29 protein-coding genes and 4 tRNA genes are annotated in these 23,387 nt (G+C 42.6%); 11 read left to right on the forward strand and 22 right to left on the reverse strand.

Translation table 11 applies throughout. The features are described from left to right. Positions 1-52 precede the first annotated feature (52 nt). Positions 53-496, forward strand: coding sequence for a response regulator (locus ACU6U9_RS19725; protein WP_446736680.1), 444 nt, complete (start codon positions 53-55; stop codon positions 494-496). 78 nt (positions 497-574) lie between these two features. Continuing rightward, entirely contained in the window at positions 575-2,260 is a 1,686-nt protein-coding gene (locus ACU6U9_RS19730; protein WP_446736681.1) for a response regulator, read from the forward strand. A gap of 15 nt (positions 2,261-2,275) precedes the next feature. On the opposite strand, the gene ACU6U9_RS19735 is transcribed toward ACU6U9_RS19730, so the two are convergent. Beyond that, positions 2,276-2,836, reverse strand: coding sequence for a chalcone isomerase family protein (locus ACU6U9_RS19735; protein ID WP_446736682.1), 561 nt, complete (start codon positions 2,834-2,836; stop codon positions 2,276-2,278). A 306-nt stretch (positions 2,837-3,142) separates the two neighbouring features. Here ACU6U9_RS19735 and ACU6U9_RS19740 point away from each other — a divergent pair, with 306 nt between their 5' ends. Next, on the forward strand, positions 3,143-3,430 hold the full coding sequence (locus ACU6U9_RS19740; RefSeq protein WP_446736683.1) for a hypothetical protein: 288 nt from the start codon (positions 3,143-3,145) through the stop codon (positions 3,428-3,430). 46 nt (positions 3,431-3,476) lie between these two features. On the opposite strand, the gene ACU6U9_RS19745 is transcribed toward ACU6U9_RS19740, so the two are convergent. Continuing rightward, positions 3,477-3,956 carry a hypothetical protein gene (locus ACU6U9_RS19745; protein ID WP_446736684.1) on the reverse strand — a complete coding sequence of 160 codons (480 nt, stop codon included), beginning with the start codon at positions 3,954-3,956 and terminating at the stop codon, positions 3,477-3,479. A gap of 98 nt (positions 3,957-4,054) precedes the next feature. Here ACU6U9_RS19745 and ACU6U9_RS19750 point away from each other — a divergent pair, with 98 nt between their 5' ends. Continuing rightward, the gene (locus ACU6U9_RS19750) at positions 4,055-4,453 is read left to right on the forward strand and encodes a SirB2 family protein (RefSeq protein WP_446736685.1); all 399 of its coding nucleotides are present in this window, start codon (positions 4,055-4,057) and stop codon (positions 4,451-4,453) included. 77 nt (positions 4,454-4,530) lie between these two features. Here the strand turns inward: ACU6U9_RS19750 and feoB are convergent, their stop codons facing one another. The 6 genes from feoB to ACU6U9_RS19780 form a co-directional block, all read right to left on the reverse strand. Next, positions 4,531-5,811 (reverse strand): ferrous iron transport protein B, encoded by a 1,281-nt coding sequence (gene feoB / locus ACU6U9_RS19755; protein WP_446737207.1) that lies wholly within the window; start codon positions 5,809-5,811, stop codon positions 4,531-4,533. Continuing rightward, a complete protein-coding gene (locus ACU6U9_RS19760; RefSeq protein WP_446736686.1) occupies positions 5,693-6,802 on the reverse strand; it encodes a FeoB small GTPase domain-containing protein in 1,110 nt (369 codons plus the stop codon). Before ACU6U9_RS19760 ends, feoB begins: the two co-directional genes overlap by 119 nt. Beyond that, on the reverse strand, positions 6,799-7,038 hold the full coding sequence (locus ACU6U9_RS19765; protein WP_446736687.1) for a FeoA family protein: 240 nt from the start codon (positions 7,036-7,038) through the stop codon (positions 6,799-6,801). Before ACU6U9_RS19765 ends, ACU6U9_RS19760 begins: the two co-directional genes overlap by 4 nt. A 133-nt stretch (positions 7,039-7,171) precedes the next feature. After that, the gene (gene queF, locus ACU6U9_RS19770) at positions 7,172-8,011 is read right to left on the reverse strand and encodes an NADPH-dependent 7-cyano-7-deazaguanine reductase QueF (RefSeq protein ID WP_446736688.1); all 840 of its coding nucleotides are present in this window, start codon (positions 8,009-8,011) and stop codon (positions 7,172-7,174) included. Continuing rightward, positions 8,011-8,787 carry an ABC transporter permease gene (locus ACU6U9_RS19775; protein WP_446736689.1) on the reverse strand — a complete coding sequence of 259 codons (777 nt, stop codon included), beginning with the start codon at positions 8,785-8,787 and terminating at the stop codon, positions 8,011-8,013. Before ACU6U9_RS19775 ends, queF begins: the two co-directional genes overlap by 1 nt. Before the next feature lie 2 nt (positions 8,788-8,789). Beyond that, positions 8,790-9,725, reverse strand: a complete 936-nt coding sequence (locus tag ACU6U9_RS19780) for an ABC transporter ATP-binding protein (protein ID WP_446736690.1) — start codon at positions 9,723-9,725, stop codon at positions 8,790-8,792. Between the two features lie 15 nt (positions 9,726-9,740). Here ACU6U9_RS19780 and ACU6U9_RS19785 point away from each other — a divergent pair, with 15 nt between their 5' ends. After that, complete coding sequence (locus tag ACU6U9_RS19785) at positions 9,741-10,133, forward strand: PA2817 family protein (RefSeq protein ID WP_446736691.1); 393 nt, start codon at positions 9,741-9,743, stop codon at positions 10,131-10,133. Positions 10,134-10,213: 80 nt separating this feature from the next. On the opposite strand, the gene ACU6U9_RS19790 is transcribed toward ACU6U9_RS19785, so the two are convergent. The 4 genes from ACU6U9_RS19790 to ACU6U9_RS19805 form a co-directional block, all read right to left on the reverse strand. Next, positions 10,214-10,289: transfer RNA gene (locus tag ACU6U9_RS19790), tRNA-Gly, on the reverse strand. A 73-nt stretch (positions 10,290-10,362) separates the two neighbouring features. Continuing rightward, positions 10,363-10,438, reverse strand: a tRNA-Glu gene (locus tag ACU6U9_RS19795). Positions 10,439-10,488: 50 nt separating this feature from the next. Then, positions 10,489-10,564, reverse strand: a tRNA-Gly gene (locus tag ACU6U9_RS19800). A gap of 69 nt (positions 10,565-10,633) precedes the next feature. Then, positions 10,634-10,709: transfer RNA gene (locus ACU6U9_RS19805), tRNA-Glu, on the reverse strand. Positions 10,710-10,847: 138 nt separating this feature from the next. On the opposite strand from ACU6U9_RS19805, the gene ACU6U9_RS19810 reads away from it, so the two are divergent. After that, a complete protein-coding gene (locus tag ACU6U9_RS19810) occupies positions 10,848-11,633 on the forward strand; it encodes a hypothetical protein (RefSeq protein WP_446736692.1) in 786 nt (261 codons plus the stop codon). Here the strand turns inward: ACU6U9_RS19810 and ACU6U9_RS19815 are convergent. The 4 genes from ACU6U9_RS19815 to msrB all read right to left on the reverse strand — a co-directional run bounded on the left by ACU6U9_RS19815 (position 11,630) and on the right by msrB (position 13,791). After that, positions 11,630-12,079: a MarR family winged helix-turn-helix transcriptional regulator gene (locus ACU6U9_RS19815; RefSeq protein ID WP_446736693.1), complete on the reverse strand. Its 450-nt coding sequence runs from the start codon at positions 12,077-12,079 to the stop codon at positions 11,630-11,632. The genes ACU6U9_RS19810 and ACU6U9_RS19815 overlap by 4 nt on opposite strands. 78 nt (positions 12,080-12,157) lie before the next feature. Beyond that, positions 12,158-12,637: a glutathione peroxidase gene (locus ACU6U9_RS19820; RefSeq protein ID WP_446736694.1), complete on the reverse strand. Its 480-nt coding sequence runs from the start codon at positions 12,635-12,637 to the stop codon at positions 12,158-12,160. A 99-nt stretch (positions 12,638-12,736) separates the two neighbouring features. After that, positions 12,737-13,399 carry a DNA-3-methyladenine glycosylase I gene (locus ACU6U9_RS19825; protein ID WP_446736695.1) on the reverse strand — a complete coding sequence of 221 codons (663 nt, stop codon included), beginning with the start codon at positions 13,397-13,399 and terminating at the stop codon, positions 12,737-12,739. Next, positions 13,396-13,791, reverse strand: a complete 396-nt coding sequence (msrB, locus tag ACU6U9_RS19830; protein ID WP_446736696.1) for a peptide-methionine (R)-S-oxide reductase MsrB — start codon at positions 13,789-13,791, stop codon at positions 13,396-13,398. The genes ACU6U9_RS19825 and msrB overlap by 4 nt, the downstream gene beginning before the upstream one ends. Positions 13,792-13,932: 141 nt before the next feature. On the opposite strand from msrB, the gene ACU6U9_RS19835 reads away from it, so the two are divergent. Both ACU6U9_RS19835 and ACU6U9_RS19840 read left to right on the forward strand, forming a co-directional pair. After that, a complete protein-coding gene (locus tag ACU6U9_RS19835) occupies positions 13,933-15,147 on the forward strand; it encodes a pyridoxal phosphate-dependent aminotransferase (protein ID WP_446736697.1) in 1,215 nt (404 codons plus the stop codon). Positions 15,148-15,156: 9 nt separating this feature from the next. Further along, positions 15,157-15,594: a hypothetical protein gene (locus ACU6U9_RS19840; RefSeq protein WP_446736698.1), complete on the forward strand. Its 438-nt coding sequence runs from the start codon at positions 15,157-15,159 to the stop codon at positions 15,592-15,594. A 3-nt stretch (positions 15,595-15,597) separates the two neighbouring features. On the opposite strand, the gene ACU6U9_RS19845 is transcribed toward ACU6U9_RS19840, so the two are convergent. Continuing rightward, on the reverse strand, positions 15,598-16,512 hold the full coding sequence (locus ACU6U9_RS19845; protein WP_446736699.1) for a class I SAM-dependent methyltransferase: 915 nt from the start codon (positions 16,510-16,512) through the stop codon (positions 15,598-15,600). Positions 16,513-16,576: 64 nt separating this feature from the next. On the opposite strand from ACU6U9_RS19845, the gene ACU6U9_RS19850 reads away from it, so the two are divergent. Next, positions 16,577-16,729 (forward strand): PA1571 family protein, encoded by a 153-nt coding sequence (locus tag ACU6U9_RS19850; protein WP_446736700.1) that lies wholly within the window; start codon positions 16,577-16,579, stop codon positions 16,727-16,729. A gap of 76 nt (positions 16,730-16,805) precedes the next feature. Here the strand turns inward: ACU6U9_RS19850 and ACU6U9_RS19855 are convergent, their stop codons facing one another. The 5 genes from ACU6U9_RS19855 to ACU6U9_RS19875 are packed head-to-tail and all read right to left on the reverse strand — an operon-like array spanning position 16,806 to position 21,108. Next, the gene (locus ACU6U9_RS19855) at positions 16,806-17,936 is read right to left on the reverse strand and encodes a 4-phosphoerythronate dehydrogenase (RefSeq protein WP_446736701.1); all 1,131 of its coding nucleotides are present in this window, start codon (positions 17,934-17,936) and stop codon (positions 16,806-16,808) included. Then, positions 17,933-18,811 (reverse strand): 5'-3' exonuclease, encoded by an 879-nt coding sequence (locus ACU6U9_RS19860; RefSeq protein WP_446736702.1) that lies wholly within the window; start codon positions 18,809-18,811, stop codon positions 17,933-17,935. The genes ACU6U9_RS19855 and ACU6U9_RS19860 overlap by 4 nt, the downstream gene beginning before the upstream one ends. Next, a complete protein-coding gene (locus ACU6U9_RS19865) occupies positions 18,808-19,224 on the reverse strand; it encodes a hypothetical protein (RefSeq protein ID WP_446736703.1) in 417 nt (138 codons plus the stop codon). The genes ACU6U9_RS19860 and ACU6U9_RS19865 overlap by 4 nt, the downstream gene beginning before the upstream one ends. Positions 19,225-19,227: 3 nt before the next feature. Further along, on the reverse strand, positions 19,228-20,562 hold the full coding sequence (locus ACU6U9_RS19870) for a DEAD/DEAH box helicase (protein WP_446736704.1): 1,335 nt from the start codon (positions 20,560-20,562) through the stop codon (positions 19,228-19,230). Continuing rightward, positions 20,563-21,108 carry an elongation factor P hydroxylase gene (locus ACU6U9_RS19875; RefSeq protein ID WP_446736705.1) on the reverse strand — a complete coding sequence of 182 codons (546 nt, stop codon included), beginning with the start codon at positions 21,106-21,108 and terminating at the stop codon, positions 20,563-20,565. 135 nt (positions 21,109-21,243) lie between these two features. Between ACU6U9_RS19875 and ACU6U9_RS19880 the strand changes: the two genes are divergently transcribed. Together ACU6U9_RS19880 and ACU6U9_RS19885 are read left to right on the forward strand one after the other, a co-directional pair. Then, positions 21,244-22,626 carry an MATE family efflux transporter gene (locus ACU6U9_RS19880; RefSeq protein ID WP_446736706.1) on the forward strand — a complete coding sequence of 461 codons (1,383 nt, stop codon included), beginning with the start codon at positions 21,244-21,246 and terminating at the stop codon, positions 22,624-22,626. 76 nt (positions 22,627-22,702) lie between these two features. Beyond that, positions 22,703-23,371, forward strand: coding sequence for a hypothetical protein (locus ACU6U9_RS19885; protein WP_446736707.1), 669 nt, complete (start codon positions 22,703-22,705; stop codon positions 23,369-23,371). Positions 23,372-23,387 lie beyond the last annotated feature (16 nt).

Below are 23,387 nucleotides of genomic sequence, written 5' to 3' on the forward strand. Positions count from 1 at the left end.
GACAACATTCGCTTATCTTTTAGTATGTAGGCTAACATGGACCCCTTAACTCATGACCCAAGACCCAGTAAGCAACACTGACGATCCCCCTTTTCATAACACCCCTATATTGGTTGTAGAAGACAACGCCGTAAACTTTATGGTACTTGAGCATCAACTACTCAAATTAGGTTGTTTGGTGTCTGGAGCCGATACGGGTGAAAAAGGATTAGAGCTATTCACACAGGGTACATTTAGCTGTGTGTTCATGGACTGCATGCTACCCGGCATGAGTGGCTTAGAGTGCACCACACACATTCGCGAGTACGAACAACAAAACAACCGTACCAGAACCCCCATAATTGCTTTAACCGCTGATATCCGTGAAAGCAATAAACAAGCATGCTTCGATGTCGACATGGATGACTTCATGGGTAAGCCTTTTAAATTCGCAGACCTAAATAACATTTTAAATTTATGGATCAACCGACAAAATTCTACCGAAAAACCAGTATAATGCTCAGCTTATTAAGCATTATTGATATTACTTGGGCTTGTACGCTAAAGCCCTTGGATTTGGGTTAGGGAGAATCTAATGAGTCCAGGCGATGACCTGCTTTTTGGTGATGAAGTCGAAAGCAGTTCAAAAAAACCAACTAATGAACTTCGCAGCAGCGATCATCACTATGAAATTCTAGTGGTTGACGATGACGAGTATGTTCATCAATTAACCAAAATGGTTTTGCGTGGATTTCATTTCGACGGCCACCCTATTCGCCTTGCCAGTGCATTAAGCGCTAAAGAAGCTATTGAATATCTAGGCAATCATGACAACGTTGCGGTTGCACTCGTTGATGTTGTAATGGAAACAGACGACGCGGGCCTACAACTGGTAAACCATATTCGTAATGTTTACAGTAACAATGAAATTCGCTTACTCATCCGCACAGGTCAGCCCGGCGCAGCCCCCGAAGAGTCGGTATTCCAAGACTACGATATTAATGACTATCTAAGCAAAACCGATATCACCGCCCATAAGTTACGCATGGCCTTGCTTAATGCACTACGCTCATATCGTGATATTCGTCATGCTGTTGAATTACAAAAGCAGATTATGCTCGCAGAGCAAGAGAGTCGTACAGCGGCTGCGGCTTCTGAAGCCAAGTCTCAATTTTTAGCTCACATGAGCCATGAAATACGCACACCTCTTAATGGCATCATCGGTATCGCTGACATACTCTCACAGACAAACTTAAGTGAAGAGCAATCTAAATACGTCAACACAATTGAAAAGTCTGGTGAAGCATTATTAAGTATTATCAATGACATTTTGGACTTTTCTAAGATCGAAGCAGGCAAGCTCGAACTAGAACACACTGACTTCTCATTAAATGAAATATGCGAATCACTGGGTAATATATTTGTTGCTAAACTAAAAGAAAAAAAACTGAATTACACCTTTAAACTTGACCCTAATATTCCCTCGTTTTTAAATGGTGACCCTTTACGAATCAAGCAAATCTTATTAAACCTTGTAAGCAATAGTTTAAAATTTACCAGTAAAGGTGGCATTCACATTGATGTGCACTGCCTAAATTGCAACGGCAATATTCAACTTGAATTTAGAATCATTGATACGGGCATCGGCATCCCTGAAAACAAACTCAACTCTCTTTTTGAAGCCTTTACACAAGTTGACTCATCAACCACGCGAAAATATGGCGGCACAGGCCTTGGGTTGCAAATCACGAAGCGGCTAATCGAGCTAATGGGTGGTAAGATTCATGTTGAGAGTCAATTAAATGAAGGCTCTACCTTTATTTTTAATATAGTATTAGCACATGGCAGCGCTGATAACATAACATCATCGGCTATTAACCCTACGCCACTAGCCAGTACAGATAAAAATATCTTAGTAGCAGAAGATAATCGAACCAACCAAATGGTTATTTCTGCCATGTTAAAACGCTTAGGGTATGAGTTTGATATTTGTAATAACGGCAAAGAGGCGATTGATGCACTTTTAAATAAGCCCTACAGCCTTGTATTAATGGACTGTCAAATGCCGATTTTAGATGGATTTCAAGCTACTAGAAATATTCGTAAAAATTCAAGTATTGCAGACATACCAATCATAGCACTGACCGCAGGTGCCACTGACAACGAAAAACAAGAATGCTATGAGGCAGGAATGAATGACTTTTTAAGCAAACCCATTAAACTTGGCTTGCTTAAAGATACACTATTAAAATGGACCGCACTAAAAAAGCCAATCATGTGATTGGCTTTTAAAAACTTAAAGGCTACCCAGCAAGCCTTCTTTTAAATCGTCTTGGACTGAATCCTCAGCCAACCAGATACCAAATAATGCCTGCTTAAACTCTAAGCCTTCAACCGTGGTTTTTAGTGTGTCATTTTTAAACACCTTTACACCAACGCTTGGCACATACACGAAGTCAAAAACGTCGTTTTCTACAATACCATCTTGAAACGTTGCGATAAACGCATCAATCGTTGGCTGAATAGCCGCCGTATGGCCACCGGTAGATTTCTCAAAACCTTCGCGCGTCGCGGACTCCATTTTCTCTGATGTTAATAACCCAGATGTAATATGTAACCTCAATGCCATCGGCTTATCTTGCTCGATAATCGATTTCGCTTCTTTCGTAGTCTGCGTTAGGTACAAGCCCGCTGCATAAATATCCATGAAAAACTTAGAACGAATACCGACACCATTTAACGCCAGCGACTGATCCTGCGCACTTAAACTATCAGGCAAGTTCACACCAGCCACTTCCTTTGCTTGCGATACCATGCTGAACATGGCCATTAAAAATACAGTTAAGAGTGTTCTCATTGTTTGCTCGCTTTTTATTATTGTTACCTTATAGCAACACGCTAAAAGGGGCCCATATATAACGAAAAACCTTAATGTAACGCAAGGTCACCCAGGCTAATCTCATTGATTTTCATATATTTTTTGCGTATTGGGTGTAATTTATCGGTTAATTGGTTCTTAGGTACAAAGTTTTGAATACCATATAAGCAACACAACCTAAAAACAGTGTGCTTAGAATGTTAACTTATGAAGAGCACATTTCTCTGGTGAGCGCAGTACTTAGCTTCTACATTGAAAACTCGTGGTCAAATTAGGGGATAAGCGATGCAAAATATTAACCCGATGGTCAGTACAATCGTTCAGCAAATTATGGTCTCTGAGAATGATGTATCCGCATGGCGCAGAGAATTAATTCGCAACCATATCTTCGGGGCTCAAGAAGCTAGAGATTTATCTGAACGTGAGATCTCCCTTATTCATCATGCTCTACTTACCCAACGCCTCAGCCAATTAAGCAGTGACGAACTACTGGTTGAAGCCAAAAAACAAAAATTACAATACAACGTAAAACTTGAAGGCGATCAATTTCAAATGGGATCGGTTTCTTACTAGTAACAACCGACTACAGCATGAACACATAGGCAAAGGCTTCCTTTGCCTATACCATAAAAACATCTTCTACATAGTCGACGTAGCTTTTACGCAATACTCGAATACTCTCCTCTTGAATATTACCCGCTAGCTGGCCTTTATTCATGGCTAATAAAAAGTACCTCAATTGATTCAATGTCGTTTTAATCTCATATAATGCATTTTCCATGATACGGGCAGAACGCTTAGGCCGACTAATTAAACTCAACAACCTAAAATGGGCATGGCTATAATAATACTCGGCTTCTTTATTCTTGCCTGACTGATTCAGCGCATGAGCTGTGTTGTGACAAGAGAGAACAAATAGGTGCATGACTTTAGTGACTTCTTTTTCATCTTTATCTAGCCAAGGCTCAATAAGCTCGACACTTTTTGAAAACACCTTGCTCGCTTGCTTATACTCCTGCTGATGATAGAAATTATCCGCTAAGAGCGTATAAGATTCCCAATCTCTCATGACATCCTGTATATTTTGCGTAATTTTCATGATGTGCCCACTAGAATACAAACGATAATGATTATCATTTAATGTTCGAATGGACTAATTGTCAAGCGCAAACCCCATTTAATTACTTAGGACCCGATATGGCTCTGGAATCCTTATATGCACCTTTAAAGCATACGCATTTATTGTTGGTCAGCATCAGCATCTTCTATTTCGCGCTACGCGGCGGCTCTAAGCTGCTAAAAAAGCAGTGGCAAGATAAACTCGCCGTCAGGATTAGTGCCTACACCATTGATTCGTTTCTATTATTAACTGGGGTTCTATTAATGTTCGCAACCTCTCAGTACCCCATCGCACAGTCATGGCTTACAGTAAAACTCATCGTATTAGTCGGTTATATCGTTTTTGGCATTAAAGCCATGAAGAGCAACACTCAAGTCATTCAAAGCGGTTACTTAGCCGCCGCTATTGCCTGTGTTCTGCTTATGATTACCATTGCACGCACCCACCACCCTCTTGGGCTGTTCAGCTTAATGTAGCCCAAGTTTGACTGTATCAAACACAAAAAAGCTCAAAGTATTTTTTATACTTTGGGCTTTTTTTAGACAAACATGGTCTATTTAACTTCAATCATCGGAATTAAATTTTCTTTCCCTGCTTGCTTCTTTCCGGTACTCAATAGCCAGATCGTCAACAAGACTTGCCAAATAGACAACCCAATCAACCACAAAGCTGATGACGTTGGGTGAAGCTGCCAAGTGACCAGCTGATAAACTCCCACAGCCAATACGTATGCCACGCTAAAAGACCACAACATACTAAAACCCGCCCAGAAGTTACCATGCTCCTTTACTATCGCGCCAACAGTCGCAACACATGGCATATAGAGCAAAATAAATAACAAATAACTAAATGCAGCCCAAGGTGATACAAAAAATAGCTGCAGCGCATCTATCGTTGTCAAATGCACTTCTTGGCTTGCCGCAATCGTCTGAGTATCGCTTAAGTCGCCCATATTGATACCAAGCGGGTCCGCTAAATTACTGAATACATCCACCAAATTCACCGGAATTGTCGCTAAGGCCTCAGCGATAGCATCAATAAAATTAAAATCATCATCATTATTATTTGCCGACTTTGAATACAGCGCATCAAGCGTTCCTACCACCACTTCTTTTGCAAACAACCCAGTAAATATACCAACCGTTGCAGGCCAATTATTTTCTTCGATGCCCATGGGCGTAAAGATGGGCGTAATGGCTTTACCCACTTCTGACAGCACAGAATTCTCTTGGTTCTCATTACCAAAACTGCCATCCGTACCAACAGAATTAAGCACATTTAATACAATCACTACGGCAACAATGGCCTTACCTGCACGCATAATAAAACCTTTTAAGCGGTGCCAAGTATGCATAAATAAATTACGAGAGGTCGGTAATAAATAAGGCGGGAGCTCCATAATAAAAGAACTCGCTTGTGCAGGCAGCATGAATTTACGCAATAAAAATGCAGTAAAAACAGCAACTGCAATACCAATTACGTACAGCGCAAACACAATATTCTGCCCATTTTCAGGAAAAAACGCGGCGGCAAATAAAGCATACACGGTTAGTCTGGCACCGCAGGACATAAATGGAGCCATTAAGGTGGTAACGAGTCGATCCCCCTCTCTGTTTAAAGTGCGTGCCGCCATGACCGCAGGCACATTACAACCAAAACCCACAATCAGCGGCACAAATGCTTTACCAGGCAAGCCTAACGATCGCATCATTCGGTCAATAATAAACGCCGCACGGGCCATGTAACCAACGTCTTCTAGAAAAGACAACGCTAAAAACAAAGCTGCAATAACAGGAATAAAGCTCGCCACCAACTGCACACCACCACCGACCACCATCCGCAACAAACGTTGTTAACCACTCAGGCGAGCCAACAGCTGCCAACAACCATCTTGGTGTCTCGACAAAAATAGCGGCAGCGCTCATATCAAAAAAATCAATAAACGCACTGCCCACATTAATTGAGAATAAAAAAAGCAAATACATCACCCCTAAAAAAATGGGCAATGCCAATACACGGTTAAGTACAATATCATCTATATATTCGCCGAGTGTTTTACGTGTTTGATGATTTTTCTGTAGAACATCAGTACACACCTGGTCGACCCAATCGTAACGCGATTGAATTAATTGCAGGTGCGCGGCTTCGGGAATGTTTAAATCCACATCCGGTGGGATTCTATTTTGCTCTAGTAAAAGAGTCGGTAGTAATGGTGATATCGTAGAGTCTTTCTTTAATAAGATTTCATTTAAAACATTTAAAGTAGATTCAAGGCTGCCCGAATAAATAAAAGGACGGGCAACCGTCTGCGCTTTTTGAATACGACTTTCGACAGTGTCCATCAAACTGACCAGCCCATCACCGCGTGAAGCCACCAATGGAATAACAGGACAACCTAACTTTTCGGCCAACGCCTGATGATCTAAATGCATGCCTTTACTGTGTGCAACATCAACCATATTCAAGGCGATGATCATTGGCGTCTTCGCATCATAAAGCTGAGAGGTTAGATATAGGCCGCGCTCCAAACTCGAAGCGTCGAGTACATTGATGATTAAATCGGCTTCTTGCTCTAAGATAAATTTTTGCGCAATCTGTTCATCAATGGAGTCACCGTTTATATCCGCAATAACACTGTAGGTACCGGGTAAATCCACCACTTCATAAGTGGATTGTGCATGATGGTAATGCCCACTTTTACGCTCGACCGTCACCCCCGGCCAATTACCGACTCGTTGACGAGTCCCCGTCAAAGCATTAAAGAGTGTCGTCTTACCGCAATTAGGGTTTCCAACCAAACCAATGGTGAACGGTTTGTTATTCATACTTTATCCACCCAAAGACCAAGTGCCTCATCACGACGCAAGCTTAAATTAAAGCCTCTCAACCTTATCTCAATTGGGTCGCCCAGTGGTGCAACCCGCGTAACATGAAAGCGCGTCCCAGGTGTTAAACCAAGCACCATTAAGCGCTGGCACTGTTTGTTATCCACTTGATCTGCTTTAAAGCTAGAGATGACGGCATTGTCTCCAACCTTGAGGTCGCCAAAGAGTATCGACATGACTTATATCCGATATAAACATATGGCTAAATGATAATACTTCTCAGAAGTAATTAATAATGCTTAAACGGTAAAGAAGCGTAAAAATGCCCTGCATTATTGATGCAGGGCAAGGAAGGATAAACTGATAACTTTATTGGCGAGCTAAACGACCCAAACCATTAGCTGAATCAAGGGGTGTCAAACTGCGGGTAGGATTAATGTCTAGCCCTCCCCTACGCGTGTAACGCGCTGTCACGGTAAGTTGCTTAAAATCACCCTTGCTTAATACATCACAAAAGATTTGCTCAACACAGTGCTCATGAAAATCATCATGGTTGCGATAGCTAATAATGTATTGCAGCAGAGCCTCGCGATTAATCTGCGGACCATCATAATAAATAATCACAGTCGCCCAATCTGGCTGACCTGTCACTGGGCAGTTTGATTTAAGCAAATGAGAATGCAGCGTCTCTTGAACCTCTTGATGTTCATTTAAAGACAACAGCAGCGAATTAGGCGAATAATCACTCACCTCAATATCCAGCTCATCGATGCAATGCCCCAAATCTTGCCCTGAGATAGGAAAATTCATGACATCAAAAATACGAACCTGAATTGTCGCACCAAAACCCTCAGATAAATCTTGCTGCAAACGCTGCTCTAACTCTGCCTGGCTTGATAATCGAGTTTGGTTAAAACTATTCAAGTACAACTTAAACGACTTAGATTCCACAATATGTGACGATTGAGCAGGAATCGTAAATTCAACGATCGCCACTTGTGGCTTGCCTTTTAGGTTCAACCAAGACACTTCATAACCTGTCCACACATCAAACCCATAAAACGGTAAATCACCGTTCACACGCGTTGAAGGCATCGATAATTTTTCTCGATTTTGTGAGCGACTAATTGGAAAAATCAGTGATTTATCGTATTCAAAAACATATTCAGTATGCTTACCTAAAAGCAGCTCTTTTTCATCTTGACTCATTAACTGCGAATCCCCTTACCGCGTTTCAACAACCACATACTATAAGCGGTTAATACCGCAATCACACTGAGTAAAATCCCATAGCATGTCACCAAACTCACATCTGTTACACCTAACATCCCATAACGAAAGCCATTCACCATATACAGAATCGGATTAAATTCTGACACTAAACGCCAACCCTCAGGGAGTAAATCGGTACTAAAAAAAACACCACCTAAATAGGATAACGGTGTTAGTAAGAACGTGGGCACGATTGATACGTCATCAAACTTATTCGCATACAACGCATTAATAAAGCCGCCCAATGAAAACAAGATAGACGACAGCAATACAATTGAGATCAGTACCCAAAAATTATGCACCTGAATATCGGTAAAAAATATCGCTACAATCGTAACAATCATTCCCGTTAATAAGCCTCGAGCCACACCACCGAATACAAACCCAGCTAAAATCACACTATTGGGCACAGGAGCAACTAATAACTCTTCAACACTGCGCTGAAACTTATTACTAAAGAACGAACTTGATACATTTGAATAGGCATTATTGATCACACTCATCATAATTAGACCCGGCATGATAAATGACATGTAACTTAAGCCCGACATCTCACCAATACGAGAACCAATCAAGTTACCAAAAATAATAAAATACAGCGTCATCGTAATCGCAGGTGGCAGAAGTGTCTGCTGCCAAATACGCATAAAGCGACGAATCTCTTTACCTAAAATAGTACTAAAAGCAATCCAATATGCGCGAATAAATAACATAACTACTTCCTTACCGCATCGACAAACAACGCTTCTAAACGATTTGATTTAGGGCGAATACCGCTCACATCAATTCCTGCATCATTAAATACTTTAAATAAGTCATTAATGGCCGTGCCCTTTTCAACATCGACTTCAAAGCAGCGATCATCGGTCCATGTGACATCTAAGCGACTTAATACCGGTCGAGCGGGATACTCTTTAGCCAACTCAACCACAAACGTTTGTTTGTGCAATTCTTCAAGCAGTGCACGCTTAGACGTATTTTTAACAATCCTGCCCTCATTGATAATGGCAATGTTATGACAAAGACTTTCAGCTTCTTCTAAATAGTGGGTAGTTAAAATTATGGTTGTGCCGAATTCTGAATTTAGTTTTTGTAAGTATTTCCACATACTCAAGCGCAGCTCGATATCAACACCGGCTGTTGGCTCATCTAAAATAAGTAATCTAGGGTCATGGACCAATGCACGTGCGATCATTAAGCGTCGCTTCATGCCACCAGAAAGCATCCGAGAAGGCACATCACGCTTCTCCCATAAATCCAATGCTTTTAAGTATTTTTCTGTTTGTACTCTGGCCTGTTTCTTATTTAAGCCGTAATAACCTGCCTGAGTGATAACAATATCATCTACATTCTCAAACTGATTAAAATTAAACTCCTGAGGAACAACCCCTAACAAACGCTTAGCGGCATACCAGTCCCCCTCTATGTCTAAGCCAAATAGCTTTACTTGGCCCTCACTTTTATTCACTAGCCCAGATACAATGCCAAGTGTGGTAGACTTACCGGCACCGTTGGGACCAAGCAAGGCAAAAAAATCCCCTTGAGCCACCTCAAGGTTAATGCCTTTTAAAGCAACATGACCATTGTCATACACTTTTTTCAGCCCCGTTATACTAAGGGCCGGTCCTTTATAATCATTCAATGAACTCATAACCGTATCGTATCTATGCAAGCCTATAATCCCAACCATCATACTCTGATTTTGTTGAAAGATTTCTTAAAATCCATGCAACAAGGTTTTCCATTCAATCAAGAAACCCTTGATGAAGACGAATCCAGCTTCGTTGATCAACTCAATAATCTCATCACAGCACTGCAAAACCATGATGTAAACGCTGTATTTGAAGGACAAGACTGGTTAACACGCCTATTCCGTAACTACCCAACATTAGCACCGCACCTAGGCAGAGAAGTGCTGTGGTACTTTGGTGGCGAAGCACTTCACTTTATGCCTGATGAAGAAATTGCCAAGTTTCAAAAGCTCGAAGATCTAATGATAGAAGCCGACGAAAACTTTGACTACCTAGCCGCTAAACAAGCTATCTTTACAGCAAAATAATACGAGAAAAGTCGTCAGCATTATCTGACGACTTTTCTATAGACGAAAAAAAGCCAGAACAAAGTTCTGGCTTTTTAATTTGGAGCGGGAAACGAGACTCGAACTCGCGACCCCGACCTTGGCAAGGTCGTGCTCTACCAACTGAGCTATTCCCGCAATTCTTTCACCTTGAGATTTTCTCTCAAGTCACATACCCGCTAGCTAAGCTAACCAATACACACTAAATAAGTGGTATCCCGTAGGGGAGTCGAACCCCTGTTACCGCCGTGAAAGGGCGGTGTCCTAGGCCTCTAGACGAACGGGACACTAAATGACTGATACTCATTAGGCAATCGGCCTAGTCTAATGAGAAAATTGGAGCGGGAAACGAGACTCGAACTCGCGACCCCGACCTTGGCAAGGTCGTGCTCTACCAACTGAGCTATTCCCGCACATTAGAGTCTTTCACTACTCTAAACATCAGCTTTCGCTGACTATCTTGCCAATAACAAGATAAATATTGGTATCCCGTAGGGGAGTCGAACCCCTGTTACCGCCGTGAAAGGGCGGTGTCCTAGGCCTCTAGACGAACGGGACACTAAACATAGGACGTCAGTCACGTCTAATGTGGCGCGCATTTTATGTATCTTATTGAATTTCGTCAAGTTTTTTCTAACAAAAAACTTTTTAATTTAGGTCTACACTAAATATATCTAATGGAGATAAGAAGCAGCAATGGATTCTATCATCGTAACAGGGGCGCTGATAACCTTCGCATTACTCGGTGGCCTCTTCCTAAAAGGGTATCTCGATAAGCGCCGTATCGAGAAAGCCCGTGAAATGATGGACCTCAATGATGACCTGCGTCGCATGCAAAATGCCATGGCTGTCATTCCTAATATATACTTCGACGCACCTACTCGCATCTTTATGCTTAAACGCACAATGCAGCTTATCAATAAAATCCTTGAAACCAATAGCGACCATCAAACACTCAACACTCTGTATCAAGACCTAGAGATCCAACTAGAAAAAACACTCGCGCAAAAAGATGACAGCGTTAAACGCCTAAGTAAGCGTGGCAAAGTCGACAACCCAGATGCCGCACATGACATTCGCACCATGGTGAAGTTTCTGCATGATCAAATTCTCAAGTCAGTCAAAAGCGGACTCATCCCAAAAGCCCATGGATCACGCGTGGTAAAGAATTTAAAAATCATCATGCAGCGCACCGTTATCGACATGAATTACAACATGGCACAAGGCATACTGCGAACTAAAAAGCTCCGCCCTGCTCTGTCTAAATTCAAGCTAACATTAGGTCTTGTAATAAAAAGCCCACTCAAACAATACTTAACCCCGCTTAAAGACGAGATAGAGAAAACCATAGCGAACATCGAGGGGAAGCTGGCCATTGACCGCAAAAAAAGCAATGACCGCTCATCAGGACAACTGGCCAGTGGCATGGATAAAATGAAAGAAGAAGAGGACTGGGAAGTTAAAAAGAATATCTACGATTAATCCGGCGCATTTGCAAATAACGTTTTCAGCATTTCGCGCATCATCACGACCTCTTCTGTTTTCGCGCTCACCTCACATAACAATTTCTCTGGCACACGCTTAGCTTGCTGCTTTAAAGACTCCCCAAGAGCCGTCAAGCGCACCCAGACTTGTCTTTCATCTTCATTACTACGTTGACGTTGAATTAAACGTTTAGCCTCTAAACGCTTTAGTAGTGGCGTTAACGTGCCACTATCTAACTTCAAACGCTCACCTAACATTGTCACTGTGAATTTATGGCCTATGGGCATCTCCCAAAGCACAAGCATGACAAGATATTGCGGATAGGTTAAATCTAACGGTTTTAACAACGGTTGGTATAATTTCGTCATGAGGCGCGAAGCGCTGTAAAGTTGAAAGCACAACTGATTATCTAGTTTTAACAGTTCATCTGCTGACTTACTCATAACGCCTCATATCAAATCAATAATAAGTATGGCAAGTTACCCTCTACCTGAGGTTGGGTCAAATGCCATAGTATTTTATTACGCTAATAAAGTACGCACTTGCTTGGCGATGTCTTCTGGTTTTGCCGTCGGTGCAAATCGCTTAATCACGTTACCGTCTTGGTTAATTAAAAACTTTGTGAAATTCCATTTGATTTTTTGCGTCCCCAAGATGCCACGAGCTTCTTTCTTTAAATATTGATACAGCGGGTGAGCGTTGTCACCGTTAACCTCAACCTTAGAAAACATAGGAAAACTAACACCGTAGTTTTTCATACAAAAACCTGCAATTTCACTATCACTGCCTTTGTCTTGCTGAGCAAACTGGTTACATGGAAAACCTAATACCTCTAAGCCCTTATCATGCAGCTCTTTGTACATTACTTCGAGCCCTTCAAACTGAGGCGTAAAACCACATTTGCTTGCTGTATTCACTATCAGCAACACCTTGCCTTTATAGTCTGCAAGTTCACGCTCCTGCCCTTGAATATCCAATGCTTTAAAGTCATAAACTGACATTATTTTCACCTTCTATAAAGATCTTCTAAAATTGAATTGCGCACAATTAATTTAACCAAACAGACATCCATTGTCTATCTTTCAATCAAAATTATTTAGCTATGAAAAAGATAACATTCGCGAAATATGAGACATAGGCACACCTGACTGCTCATGCCAAACATTGAACGCCGCTTGAATAGCCATCAAATCACGCTTTGCTTTGTTATCGTCAATCTTATGGACGACACCTTGGGCGCGTAATTGCACCATGACATCATCGCTCAGCATAAACGTATCCCTACCCGCCATACGCAAGGCAGCAGAAGCACTACGGCCACCTAGTTGGGCCCCTTTCTTTTTCATATCCAGCCATAAGCCGACAATATCGGTCACAGGCCAGCTCGCAATGTACTGCCCAAAGCCTCCCTGCTCTCGCTCAAGCTCCATTATCCAGGCTGCATTGGTTCGCAAGGCTTTCATCTTGCCCCAATGCTTAATAAGCCCAGGCTGTAACATATGCTGCTCTAGCGCTTCATCACTTAAACTGGCGACATAGGCAGGCTTAAAGCCCTTAAAGACCTGCTCAAAAATAGGCCATTTATCATTTACCACGCTGTGCTTCAGGCCTGCTCTAAAAATACGCAACCCTAACAAGGATAAATAAAAAGCACCATCACGCTCTGCCAAACTTTCAGAGCGTTCAATACGGGGCATAAAAGACGATAAATCGCCCCCTTTTAGCTCTTGGGCGCGATGTAGAATCCAATCGAAGTCTTTCATTTTTTTTCATCAAACTTTAATGATGCACTGTTTACGCAATAACGCAGCCCAGTTGGCGCAGGACCATCAGGAAAAACATGCCCTAGGTGGCTGTCGCAACGACCGCATACAATCTCTGTGCGCTGCATCATTAACGAGCCATCACTGTGCTCTTCAAGCGCCTCACCTTCTACCGGCTGATAAAAGCTTGGCCAACCAGAACCACTGTCGTATTTAGTGTTCGATTCAAACAACGGCTGCCCGCAACAAACACACACATAAGTGCCGTTTGCTTGATTAGTATATAAAGCGCCCGTAAACGCACGCTCAGTTCCCTTTTGACGCGTAATTCGATAGGTTTCTGAATCTAACTCTTCACGCCATTGATCGTCTGTTTTTATGATTTTTTCCATCATTACCACCTAAAAAAGTCTCTGCCATACATAAGAAAGCTTAATGTAGTGATTGGAGCCCCGCTAAAAGCTAGGTATCATCCACACATCTTTTTCGTCAACAAGCTGCTGTATTTAAAGAAGCAGCACCGGGGTTTTTTCATGCACGATTTGCATAAATCTAACAAACTCGCCAACGTATTTTATGATATTCGCGGTCCTGTTTTAAGCGCCGCTAAGAAAATGGAAGATGAAGGCCATCGCATTCTTAAGCTTAATATTGGTAACCCCGCGCCTTTCGAGTTAAACGCACCTGATGAAATCTTACAAGATGTGATTCATCAACTGCCTAATTCACAAGGCTACAGTGACAGCAAAGGGGTGTATTCTGCCCGTAAAGCCGTGATGCAATATTGCCAGCAAAAAGGCATCAAAGGTGTTGAGATCGAAGATATCTATCTTGGTAATGGCGTGAGCGAATTAATCGTCATGGCGCTTCAAGGCTTAATCAACAATGGCGATGAGGTTTTAATCCCTGCCCCAGACTACCCACTATGGACAGGCGCCGTAAGCTTAGCAGGCGGCACGCCTGTGCATTACCGTTGTGATGAGCAAGCGGATTGGTACCCTGATATTGATAACATCAAAAAAAATATCACACCCAGTACCAAAGCAATTGTTTTAATTAATCCGAACAACCCAACGGGTGCACTTTACCCAGAAGACGTTTTATTAGAAATTTTAGAAATTGCGCGTCAAAATAACTTAGTTGTTTTCTCTGACGAAATTTACGACAAAATTTTATTCGATGAAGTCGAGCATGTTTCAACCGCATCACTGGCAGAAGATTTACTGATTATTACTTTTAACGGTTTATCAAAAAGCTACCGCCTTGCAGGCTTTCGCAGCGGCTGGCTAGTGGTGAGTGGAGCCAAACACAAAGCAAAAGATTATCTAGAAGGTTTAGATATGTTGGCCAGCATGCGGCTGTGCGCCAACGTGCCCGCGCAATACGCTATTCAAACGGCATTAGGTGGCTACCAAAGCATTAATGATCTGGTGCGCCCTGGTGGACGTATTTATGAACAGCGTAACATTGCGCATAAAATGATTAATGATATCCCCGGCTTAAGCTGCACACTGCCAAAGGGTGCGCTATATAGCTTTGTGAAAATGGATCAAAACAAATTCAACATTAAAAATGACGAAAAAATGGTACTGGATTTATTAGAACAACAAAAAATTCTAATTGTTCATGGCCGCGCCTTTAACTGGCCTGAACCGGATCATTTCCGTTTGGTCTTTTTACCAAGAGTCGATGACTTAAAAGAAGCCATTGGCAAAATAGGTCGTTTCTTTGAGCATTACAGCCAGTAAGATTTTATTATGAATGATGTAAACATTGATGACTTTTATCACGATATAGGCGTAGTTTTGCTGAGCCTATTTCAGCAGTTTCCGCGTAAAGTCAGTTTGTTTATTGACGACATTAGCGGGCCAGATGACATGGATGAATTTGGCTTGCACAGCCCACGCTATTTATCCGCGGTTGGCGCACTTATGTGGCTGCATGATGAAGGTTATATTCGTTATTCAGACATTATCAAGCAAGAAAGTGCGGAGGATTGTACGCTGACTCAAAAGGCGTTTGTTAAACTTATTCGCCCGAACATGTCAGGCGAGCACTTCAAACAAGCTAACTCAATTGATAAACGCGAAAGCACACTGGCCTTTCGTATGCAGCGAGCGTTAAAAGAGCAATCCAGTATTGATATGCAAAATATTATTCAGCAGTACTTTTTTAACGCCACTCCTAACAGTTAAACCCTACAACTGGTATAGCATCACTTTTAGTGATGCGTCTTCATTCGCATCCGCCAGCACAGCTGGGTTGGCAATTCGCTCAACAAACGTTGCATCGGGGAAAACCACACTGACCAAGTCATGTAAGAATGCTTCACCTAGTGCGGGAGAGTTTAAGCATAAAACAAGCTGGGCTTTTTCTGCTAAAGCCGGTTTAAGTTTTGTTAATAGTTTTTCATAATCCCTGCGCACATCGAACGCCTTGCTTTGGAAGCTAGGCGGATCTGCAATTAACAAATCAAACGGTCCTTTTTGCGTTAGCTTTTTAATCATTTTAAAAATATCTTGGGCGATAAAAGTATTACTGCGGCAAGGAACTTCATTCAGCGCTAAATTTTGTTGGCCTCGCTTAATTGCCCCTTTCGCCATATCGATATTAACAACCGAATTGGCCGCACCCGCAGCGGCGGCTATACCTAAACTACAAGTATAAGAAAATAAATTTAATACGGCTTTATCTTTAGCGTGTTCACGCATCCACTGACGGCCATTACTCATATCTAAGAATAAACCGCTATTTTGATTGCGCCCTAAATTCACCCAGTACGCTAAGCCCCCTTCATTCACTTTAAAATCTGTATCTAAATAAGAATCACTACCAAAAAAAACTTCAACAGGATTACCTTGTTCATAACGCCGTTGAATATAAATGGCATCTAAACCAATCGCGTTTTGTTGTTCCTGCAGCGCCAGCAGTAGGTCCTTCAACTGTGTTTCATCAATCGCCTGATAAATAATAACCCATAAAACAGGTGGGTATATTTCAATATTAACCTGCTCCCAGCCCTCAAACCGTGCGCCACGGCCATGCAATAGCCTTTTTGCATCAAGACTGGGCAGTTCATTTAAAATTTTATCTAGAATCATTTTTTTTTGCATAAAACTCTTGGCTCAATACCCCAGCTATTACTATACTGGTAATACATATCTAAGGGGTGACGTTATGACAAACTCAACCACGACAAAAGCAGCCCAAGCGAACAAAGACACCATGCACGGTGCTGCGATCATTGACGAAAAAGGCAAAGAGACGCCTATCACAGAAGATATGGTTCAAAAAGCCTTAAAGAAAATACTACAAGCCGCTAAATCTTAATCACAACTTGTAGCGTTAAACACAAACAGCCTAGGCTGTTTTTTTATAGCTATTATTCAAACAAGCATTTGAATATTTACTTAACCCGCACACCTAAAGCTTGCAACCACACAGGGTGGGACAAACGTTTCGCTGAAACACCTTGGCCGTTAAGGTCACGCCTTAATGGGTAGTCTTTACGTAAACGATCAAATGCTTTTGCTTTTTGTTGATCATCCAGCCCCATCAAACTTAGCATCCGAAAATGGTCATCGCGCACATCATAAGCGTTGCGAATAACCTGCTTAAGTACATAGCCCATATCAGCTTCATTACTAAAACTTAATTTACGCACGGGTACTTCTGAAATAAGCTGCGCCAATTTTAATCGCTTAGGCAGAGCCCACTTTTCACATAAGGCTTCATAAATTGCGGCGGTGCCACCGTACTTGCCATCCAAGCTGTAGCCTGCAATGTGAGGGGTTGCCAACAAACAGGCTTTAATTAATTCATCTGATGGCGACGGCTCATGCTCATAAACATCTAAAATGGCGTTGAAATTCGGCTCGTTTTGTAAGTGACTTAACAAGGCTTGATTATCGACAACTGCGCCACGACAACTGTTTATCAAACACGCGTCTCGCTTCATACTATCTAAACGAGCGTTATTAACTAAATGATAAGTAGCGTGTTCACCTTCACGAATAATCGGGGTATGTAACGAAACCACATCTTGTTGCCAAACCGACTCTTTATTTTCTACCGCACTGTATTCTGTAACATTAGGGTCATATACAACCACATCCATGCCCAGCGCCTTTAAGGTGTCATGCAACATGCCACCAACATTACCCGCGCCGACAATGCCAATGGTAAAGTTTTGCCAGTTTTTCTGCTTACGTTCTTGTAATACCAGTAAGCAGCTAAGAACATAATCCACAACCGACTTAGCATTACAGCCCGGTGCATTGGCGTATTGAATATTGTGCTGATCTAGATAGCGTGTATCAAGGTGATCGGTGCCGATGGTGCAGGTGCCTACGAATTTGACTCGGCTGCCTTCCAATAAGTGCTGGTTGACCTGAGTGATAGAGCGCACCAATAGAACATCTGCATCTTTCACTTGATCAGGCGTCATCTCGCGACCAGGCAGTGTTACCAGTTCTTGGCACATGTCGCTAAAAAAGGCATCCAACAGTGGGATATTTTCATCGGCAACCATTTTCATAAGTACAATCCAGCTAGTGTATCTAAGGCCTTTTTCAACGGCCGATGAATCCCTAACTGTTGAGTTAAGGCATCAATGAATAAGTAATTGTCTTGATTAAACGCCAAAGGTGCAAGAGACAATGGCATATTTTGACGAAGTCGGGTTAATTTGTGATTCAAAAGCACACGGGACTTATGCTCAATCAGCGCTACCGTTATGCGCCTAGCCCCTCTGACAGGCAAAATTTCTTCGGCCTCTATCGCGTCATATATGCCTTGGGTGTCACCGTAGGCTTGTAATAGTATCGTGGCTGTTTTCAGCCCGACACTGGGCACTCCTGCAATATTATCACTGGCATCGCCTACCAATGATAAAAAATCAACTACTTGGCTCGGCTTTAGTCCAGTATCGGCTAGTAAACGACCCTCATCCCACAGTGCGTCGGTAGCGCTGTCACGCATCACCACATTTTTGGCAAGCAATTGGCGTAAATCTTTATCACGGGAATGAATGATTATTTGGTGATCACTTAATGCCGCAGCACTTGCAGCGATAAAATCATCCGCTTCGAATTCTTCACCTGCTAATACGACAAACCCCATGTGCTCACAAAATGACTTGAGCAAGCTTAATTGATAAATAATATCTTCGGTGGGCAGCGCACGATTAGCTTTGTAATCTGAGTCTAATTCGTGGCGAAAGCAGGTGCCTAAACTTTCATCAAATGCAGCGACGGTAACATCAGCATCAAAAAAATCTGGGTTCATTAACCAGCGCAAACTCGCTAACAAGGGATACACATCCCAACCATCATCATTAATTATGGTGGGGCCCGGTGCAAAATAATAACGAAAAAAAACAGCGGAAATATCAATTAAATGAGCGTGTTTCACCGAATACTCTTAGGGGTATAAAAAGGAATGGATTGGCTTTCAATGATCATCGTTTTAGGCGGCGCTGGTAATAAGCTGATGTCTTCCACACTGGCCCCTTTAGGGAAAATTAAGTGACCATTTTCAAATCGAACTGGAAATTCAAGGCTAGGATAATACCAACCCAGCATCGTTTCCTTATTAAATACAACCAACCAACGAATAGGTAAGTAGTCATCACCTACTCGCTCTAACCCCACCACGGATAAATCATCGGAATGGCCAAAATAATACACACTGACCAGCTGACTACCATCACCCAGTAATTCTGGGGCTTGCTGTTTAATGAGCACATGAGCTTTCTGTGCATTTAGTGCACATGCAAAAATGCTGTTAAATATCAACGTGAACGCTAACAGCATCCTTGCTGTCATAATTTACCCCTTGGGAACAGGTTCTGTTACGATTTTTTTGCCCAAATACTTTTCTAAGTCCATCAAGCCGTAAGCTTCGTATTCATCGATGAAAGTGATGGCCATACCACTGGCACCCGCACGACCCGTACGGCCAATACGGTGAACGTAATCTTCAGGGTCATCAGGTAAGTTGTAGTTAAATACATGGGTGATGTCATCAACATGAATACCACGGCCTGCAACGTCTGTGGCCACTAGCACCGTATTATCTTGGCTTTTAAAACGCTCTAATGTTTTTACACGTTTTTGCTGCGCCACTTCACCACTTAATAACATGGCTTTAACGCCCATTTTATTTAAGCGATCAGCAAGGTCACGTGAGGTGTCGCGGCGATTAGCAAAAATAATCGCTTTACCTGTTGTCGCTTGACCCAACAAGTTAACCAGTACTTGATCTTTTTCAGTTTCTTGTAAACTGTAAAAACGCTGATCAACGGTTTCGGTTGCCACGGATTCTGGTTCGATTTCAATTTGCTGGGGTTTGTATGTCCAACTTTCACTTAGCGCAACCACATCATAAGGATACGTTGCACTGAACAATTGAGTTTGACGGATATCTTTTTCAGGGGTCGCACGAATAATACGTTTTAAGTCTGGGATAAATCCCATGTCTAACATGCGATCAGCTTCATCAATCACTAATAATTCGGCTTGGTCGAGGAATACCACTTTTTGCTGTAAAAAATCCAACAACCGCCCAGGCGTAGCCACGACAATATCAACGATGCCATTAAGTTGATCTTTTTGCTTATCGTAATCAACACCGCCAACCACGGTTACCACGTTTAAATCAGTGTATTTTGATAACCCTTGTGCGTCTTTTGCTATTTGCATAGCAAGTTCGCGCGTAGGGGCAATGATTAAAGCACGAGGCTCACTTGCGTAACGTTCACTCGGCTCGGTGGTAAGTAATTTTTGCAACACGGTAATTAAAAAAGCAGCGGTTTTACCCGTACCTGTTTGCGCTTTACCAATAATATCGTGCCCTGCTAGGGTCAATGGCAGTGATGCTGCTTGAATTGGGCTTGCATACTGAAAACCCAAATCAAAAATACCATGCATGATACGTTCATCTATATTTAAATCATGGAAACGGGTCTTGCCCTCAGCTGGTTCGACGTGGAACTGTTTAAGGTCCCAAGGAGCAACTGGCTTCTTCTTAGGTGCAGCCTTTGCTTTTGTAGGGGCCGCTGGTGCTTTTTTCGCAGCAGCAGGTTTGGACGCTTTTTTAGGCGCGCTCGGTTTTTTGACTGGTTCTGATTTAGTAAATAACTTTTTAATCAATCCAATTGGCATTTATAAAATTTCCCGTTTAAATTCTGATGCATCCAGTGGCTGCTCGCGACGATAATAGGCGATTAGCGCATCACTGAACTGTTTTGCCCGTGGGGGCAAACCCTGTTGCAAATACTCTTGTACTTGCTCAAATATATTGTCTTTGAAGACGTTAGCGGATTGTTCAATATAATGAGGATCGCCGCTTAAATTATCGATACTCACATTAAATCTGAAATTAGCACTGCGACAGAATATCCACTCTAACGCTTGAGGCTTAATTTCAACTTTTTCAAACTCAGCTTGTTGCTCTGGTGTGCGGCCATCGGGGTTATACCAATAGCCAAAATCCACAAGCTTGCGACGCTGCTCTCCGGCAATACACCAATGACTGATCTCATGTAACGCACTGGCGAAAAAACCGTGAGCAAAAATCACTCGATCCCAAGGATAATACTGACTTCTAGGGATATATATAGGCTCATGCCCGCCTCGAACCAACTCCGCATTTATGGCGTTTTTAAAGCATTGGTTAAATATTTGAATGGCGGTTGAGCAGTGATACATAGATTCTTACAACATTCTAACTGGCCTGCTTTATACCAGTTATGGCCGATACCTACCAGTTGCAAACCGCGAGCATTGCATTTCATAGTAAAATCACGATACTTAGGCGTTTTTTTACTAGGAATAATCGGCAACATGTTTAGTGCATTTCTCAAACAAGCCAAGCCATTAATGGTCTTGATGCTGCCGATTCTTGGAACTCAATTGGCTCAAACTGGCATGGGTGTAGTGGACACCCTAATAGCGGGCTTATCCGGCACACTGGACCTTGCCTCTATTGCGGTTGGTAGCAGTATTTGGCTGCCTCTTGTGCTGTTTGAAGCCGGCATCATGGTTGCCCTAAGCCCCCTAGTGGCCCACGCTAAAGGCGCTAAAAACAAAGCGCAGTCAGCCCATTATTTACAACAAGGTATTTATCTTGGTTTGATTATCGGTCTGTGTGCCATGGTCATTATGTTATTTGGCACTCGGCCATTGATGCAGTTAATGAGCATAAGTGATGACATTCAAAATATTACCGTCGACTACCTATTTTATATTGCTTTGGCTTTGCCTGCCGTGGCGATTCATCAAGCGTTTCGCTCCTATAATGAAGCCGTACATTTAACCAAACCCGTTACTCTCATTGCGTTTATTGGTTTATTACTGAATATTCCGCTTAATCTGCTGTTTGTTTTTGGCTGGGGGCCCGTTGAAGCCATGGGCGGCCCAGGCTGCGGCCTGGCTAGCTTAATCGTGTTTTACCTCATGACCATCGCTATTTGGTTGTTTACCTCGTTCAGTAAACATCACCAAAAGGTGAAACCGTTGCAAAACTTTACCCGGCCAAAACCAAAAACCATTGCCACGATTAGTGCCATTGGCCTGCCGATTGGTTTGGCTATTTTTGCTGAGGTCAGTCTGTTTTGTATCATTGCTTTGTTTATTGCCCAGCTAGGCCCTGTTGTCGTGGCTGCACACCAGATCACACTGAATATCACAACGGTGACATTCATGGTGCCGCTGAGCTTGGCAACCGCACTCACCGTGCGAGTGGGCCACGAACTAGGCCGTAATAATACCCTTGGTGCCAAGCAAGCTTGGAAAAACGGCATTCAAATCAACTTAATTTTTGCTCTGTTTAATGCCAGTATTCTCTACTTTTTAGGCGGATCGCTCGCTACTCTTTATAGCCAAGACAATCAGGTACTATCACTGACGGTATTACTGCTAGTGCACGCGGCTGTCTTCCAAATTAGTGACAGCATTCAAGTGGGCGCCGCTGGAGCCTTACGTGGCTATAAAGATACCATGGTGACATTGGTGATCAGCATTATTTCGTTTTGGCTGGTGGGCTTACCATTAGGCTATTACTTAGGCCTGTCACAAGCGGCCCCCATGGGCGCGGCCGGCTTCTGGGTTGGCCTAATTGTGGGCTTGAGTGTCAATGCAGTATTGCTGATGGCTAGACTGCAATTTGTCAGTCGCAAAACGATCAATCAACAAGATATTACACCGCACGCGGTTATTCAAAACTGATCGTACTCCTTGGTTTTTTTGCACCTATACTGAAGTTAAATGCAGGAAGCAGTCGCAATTAAGCCTTGGAGTAAATATGGCCAAACAAGCCGATGTTATTGATTTTAGGCAACACAAACGAAATCTACCGAATATACAGCGTCTTTTGCCCGAGTTAGATGGCATTGAGATGCTGTATACCAATGATTCCTCCGACCAAATTTTTAGCCTTAAAGTACTTTGCTGGGCCATATGGAGTGATGGTCACATTGATGCCATGGTGCCTTGGCTGAATCGGTTAGTGGCCTGCCGCAGCCTAGATGACCCACTCAATGGTCACTGGGAAGGATTCATGGACACCCATACCGGGCAAATTTTGTTTGACCCTCCTGCTTATAAGTCTGAGTTTCTCAAACAAAGCGCGCAATTCTACCCAATTGTGCCATCTGGCTCTGTGAGCATTGCACAAGAAATTCCGGATTTAATTGGCTCTCACGCGGTGTTCAGCCATGATCAATTTGATAGCTTCAACATTCAAGAAATTCACAGTTGGCGCCTGTACAGTGATGGCAGTATTTTATCCATGTGCATTGAAGAAGATAATGTACACAGCACTCCGGTTCTCACGGGTGATGATTGCTTGTTTAGCGTGCAGCATCGCAAAGATTTTCATTACTTTTTTCAGCATACCATTGCCAATAAAATTAAATCCAAAGACCCTGACGCGCTAGCTGCAATGGCTCATTTGGCCAAGCATTCATCCTAATGTAAGCTGTAGAGCA

This window comes from Pseudomonas sp. HK3, from assembly GCF_052920985.1.

Excerpts from the sequence above, each read along its gene's own strand:
- ACU6U9_RS19725 (WP_446736680.1), top strand. The coding sequence starts at position 53 with ATGACCCAAGACCCAGTAAGCAACACTGACGATCCCCCTTTTCATAAC.
- ACU6U9_RS19730 (WP_446736681.1), top strand. The coding sequence starts at position 575 with ATGAGTCCAGGCGATGACCTGCTTTTTGGTGATGAAGTCGAAAGCAGT.
- ACU6U9_RS19735 (WP_446736682.1), bottom strand. The coding sequence starts at position 2,836 with ATGAGAACACTCTTAACTGTATTTTTAATGGCCATGTTCAGCATGGTA.
- ACU6U9_RS19740 (WP_446736683.1), top strand. The coding sequence starts at position 3,143 with ATGCAAAATATTAACCCGATGGTCAGTACAATCGTTCAGCAAATTATG.
- ACU6U9_RS19745 (WP_446736684.1), bottom strand. The coding sequence starts at position 3,956 with ATGAAAATTACGCAAAATATACAGGATGTCATGAGAGATTGGGAATCT.
- ACU6U9_RS19750 (WP_446736685.1), top strand. The coding sequence starts at position 4,055 with ATGGCTCTGGAATCCTTATATGCACCTTTAAAGCATACGCATTTATTG.
- ACU6U9_RS19760 (WP_446736686.1), bottom strand. The coding sequence starts at position 6,802 with ATGAATAACAAACCGTTCACCATTGGTTTGGTTGGAAACCCTAATTGC.
- ACU6U9_RS19765 (WP_446736687.1), bottom strand. The coding sequence starts at position 7,038 with ATGTCGATACTCTTTGGCGACCTCAAGGTTGGAGACAATGCCGTCATC.
- queF (WP_446736688.1), bottom strand. The coding sequence starts at position 8,011 with ATGAGTCAAGATGAAAAAGAGCTGCTTTTAGGTAAGCATACTGAATAT.
- ACU6U9_RS19775 (WP_446736689.1), bottom strand. The coding sequence starts at position 8,787 with ATGTTATTTATTCGCGCATATTGGATTGCTTTTAGTACTATTTTAGGT.
- ACU6U9_RS19780 (WP_446736690.1), bottom strand. The coding sequence starts at position 9,725 with ATGAGTTCATTGAATGATTATAAAGGACCGGCCCTTAGTATAACGGGG.
- ACU6U9_RS19785 (WP_446736691.1), top strand. The coding sequence starts at position 9,741 with ATGCAAGCCTATAATCCCAACCATCATACTCTGATTTTGTTGAAAGAT.
- ACU6U9_RS19810 (WP_446736692.1), top strand. The coding sequence starts at position 10,848 with ATGGATTCTATCATCGTAACAGGGGCGCTGATAACCTTCGCATTACTC.
- ACU6U9_RS19815 (WP_446736693.1), bottom strand. The coding sequence starts at position 12,079 with ATGAGTAAGTCAGCAGATGAACTGTTAAAACTAGATAATCAGTTGTGC.
- ACU6U9_RS19820 (WP_446736694.1), bottom strand. The coding sequence starts at position 12,637 with ATGTCAGTTTATGACTTTAAAGCATTGGATATTCAAGGGCAGGAGCGT.
- ACU6U9_RS19825 (WP_446736695.1), bottom strand. The coding sequence starts at position 13,399 with ATGAAAGACTTCGATTGGATTCTACATCGCGCCCAAGAGCTAAAAGGG.
- msrB (WP_446736696.1), bottom strand. The coding sequence starts at position 13,791 with ATGGAAAAAATCATAAAAACAGACGATCAATGGCGTGAAGAGTTAGAT.
- ACU6U9_RS19835 (WP_446736697.1), top strand. The coding sequence starts at position 13,933 with ATGCACGATTTGCATAAATCTAACAAACTCGCCAACGTATTTTATGAT.
- ACU6U9_RS19840 (WP_446736698.1), top strand. The coding sequence starts at position 15,157 with ATGAATGATGTAAACATTGATGACTTTTATCACGATATAGGCGTAGTT.
- ACU6U9_RS19845 (WP_446736699.1), bottom strand. The coding sequence starts at position 16,512 with ATGCAAAAAAAAATGATTCTAGATAAAATTTTAAATGAACTGCCCAGT.
- ACU6U9_RS19850 (WP_446736700.1), top strand. The coding sequence starts at position 16,577 with ATGACAAACTCAACCACGACAAAAGCAGCCCAAGCGAACAAAGACACC.
- ACU6U9_RS19855 (WP_446736701.1), bottom strand. The coding sequence starts at position 17,936 with ATGAAAATGGTTGCCGATGAAAATATCCCACTGTTGGATGCCTTTTTT.
- ACU6U9_RS19865 (WP_446736703.1), bottom strand. The coding sequence starts at position 19,224 with ATGACAGCAAGGATGCTGTTAGCGTTCACGTTGATATTTAACAGCATT.
- ACU6U9_RS19870 (WP_446736704.1), bottom strand. The coding sequence starts at position 20,562 with ATGCCAATTGGATTGATTAAAAAGTTATTTACTAAATCAGAACCAGTC.
- ACU6U9_RS19875 (WP_446736705.1), bottom strand. The coding sequence starts at position 21,108 with ATGTATCACTGCTCAACCGCCATTCAAATATTTAACCAATGCTTTAAA.
- ACU6U9_RS19880 (WP_446736706.1), top strand. The coding sequence starts at position 21,244 with ATGTTTAGTGCATTTCTCAAACAAGCCAAGCCATTAATGGTCTTGATG.
- ACU6U9_RS19885 (WP_446736707.1), top strand. The coding sequence starts at position 22,703 with ATGGCCAAACAAGCCGATGTTATTGATTTTAGGCAACACAAACGAAAT.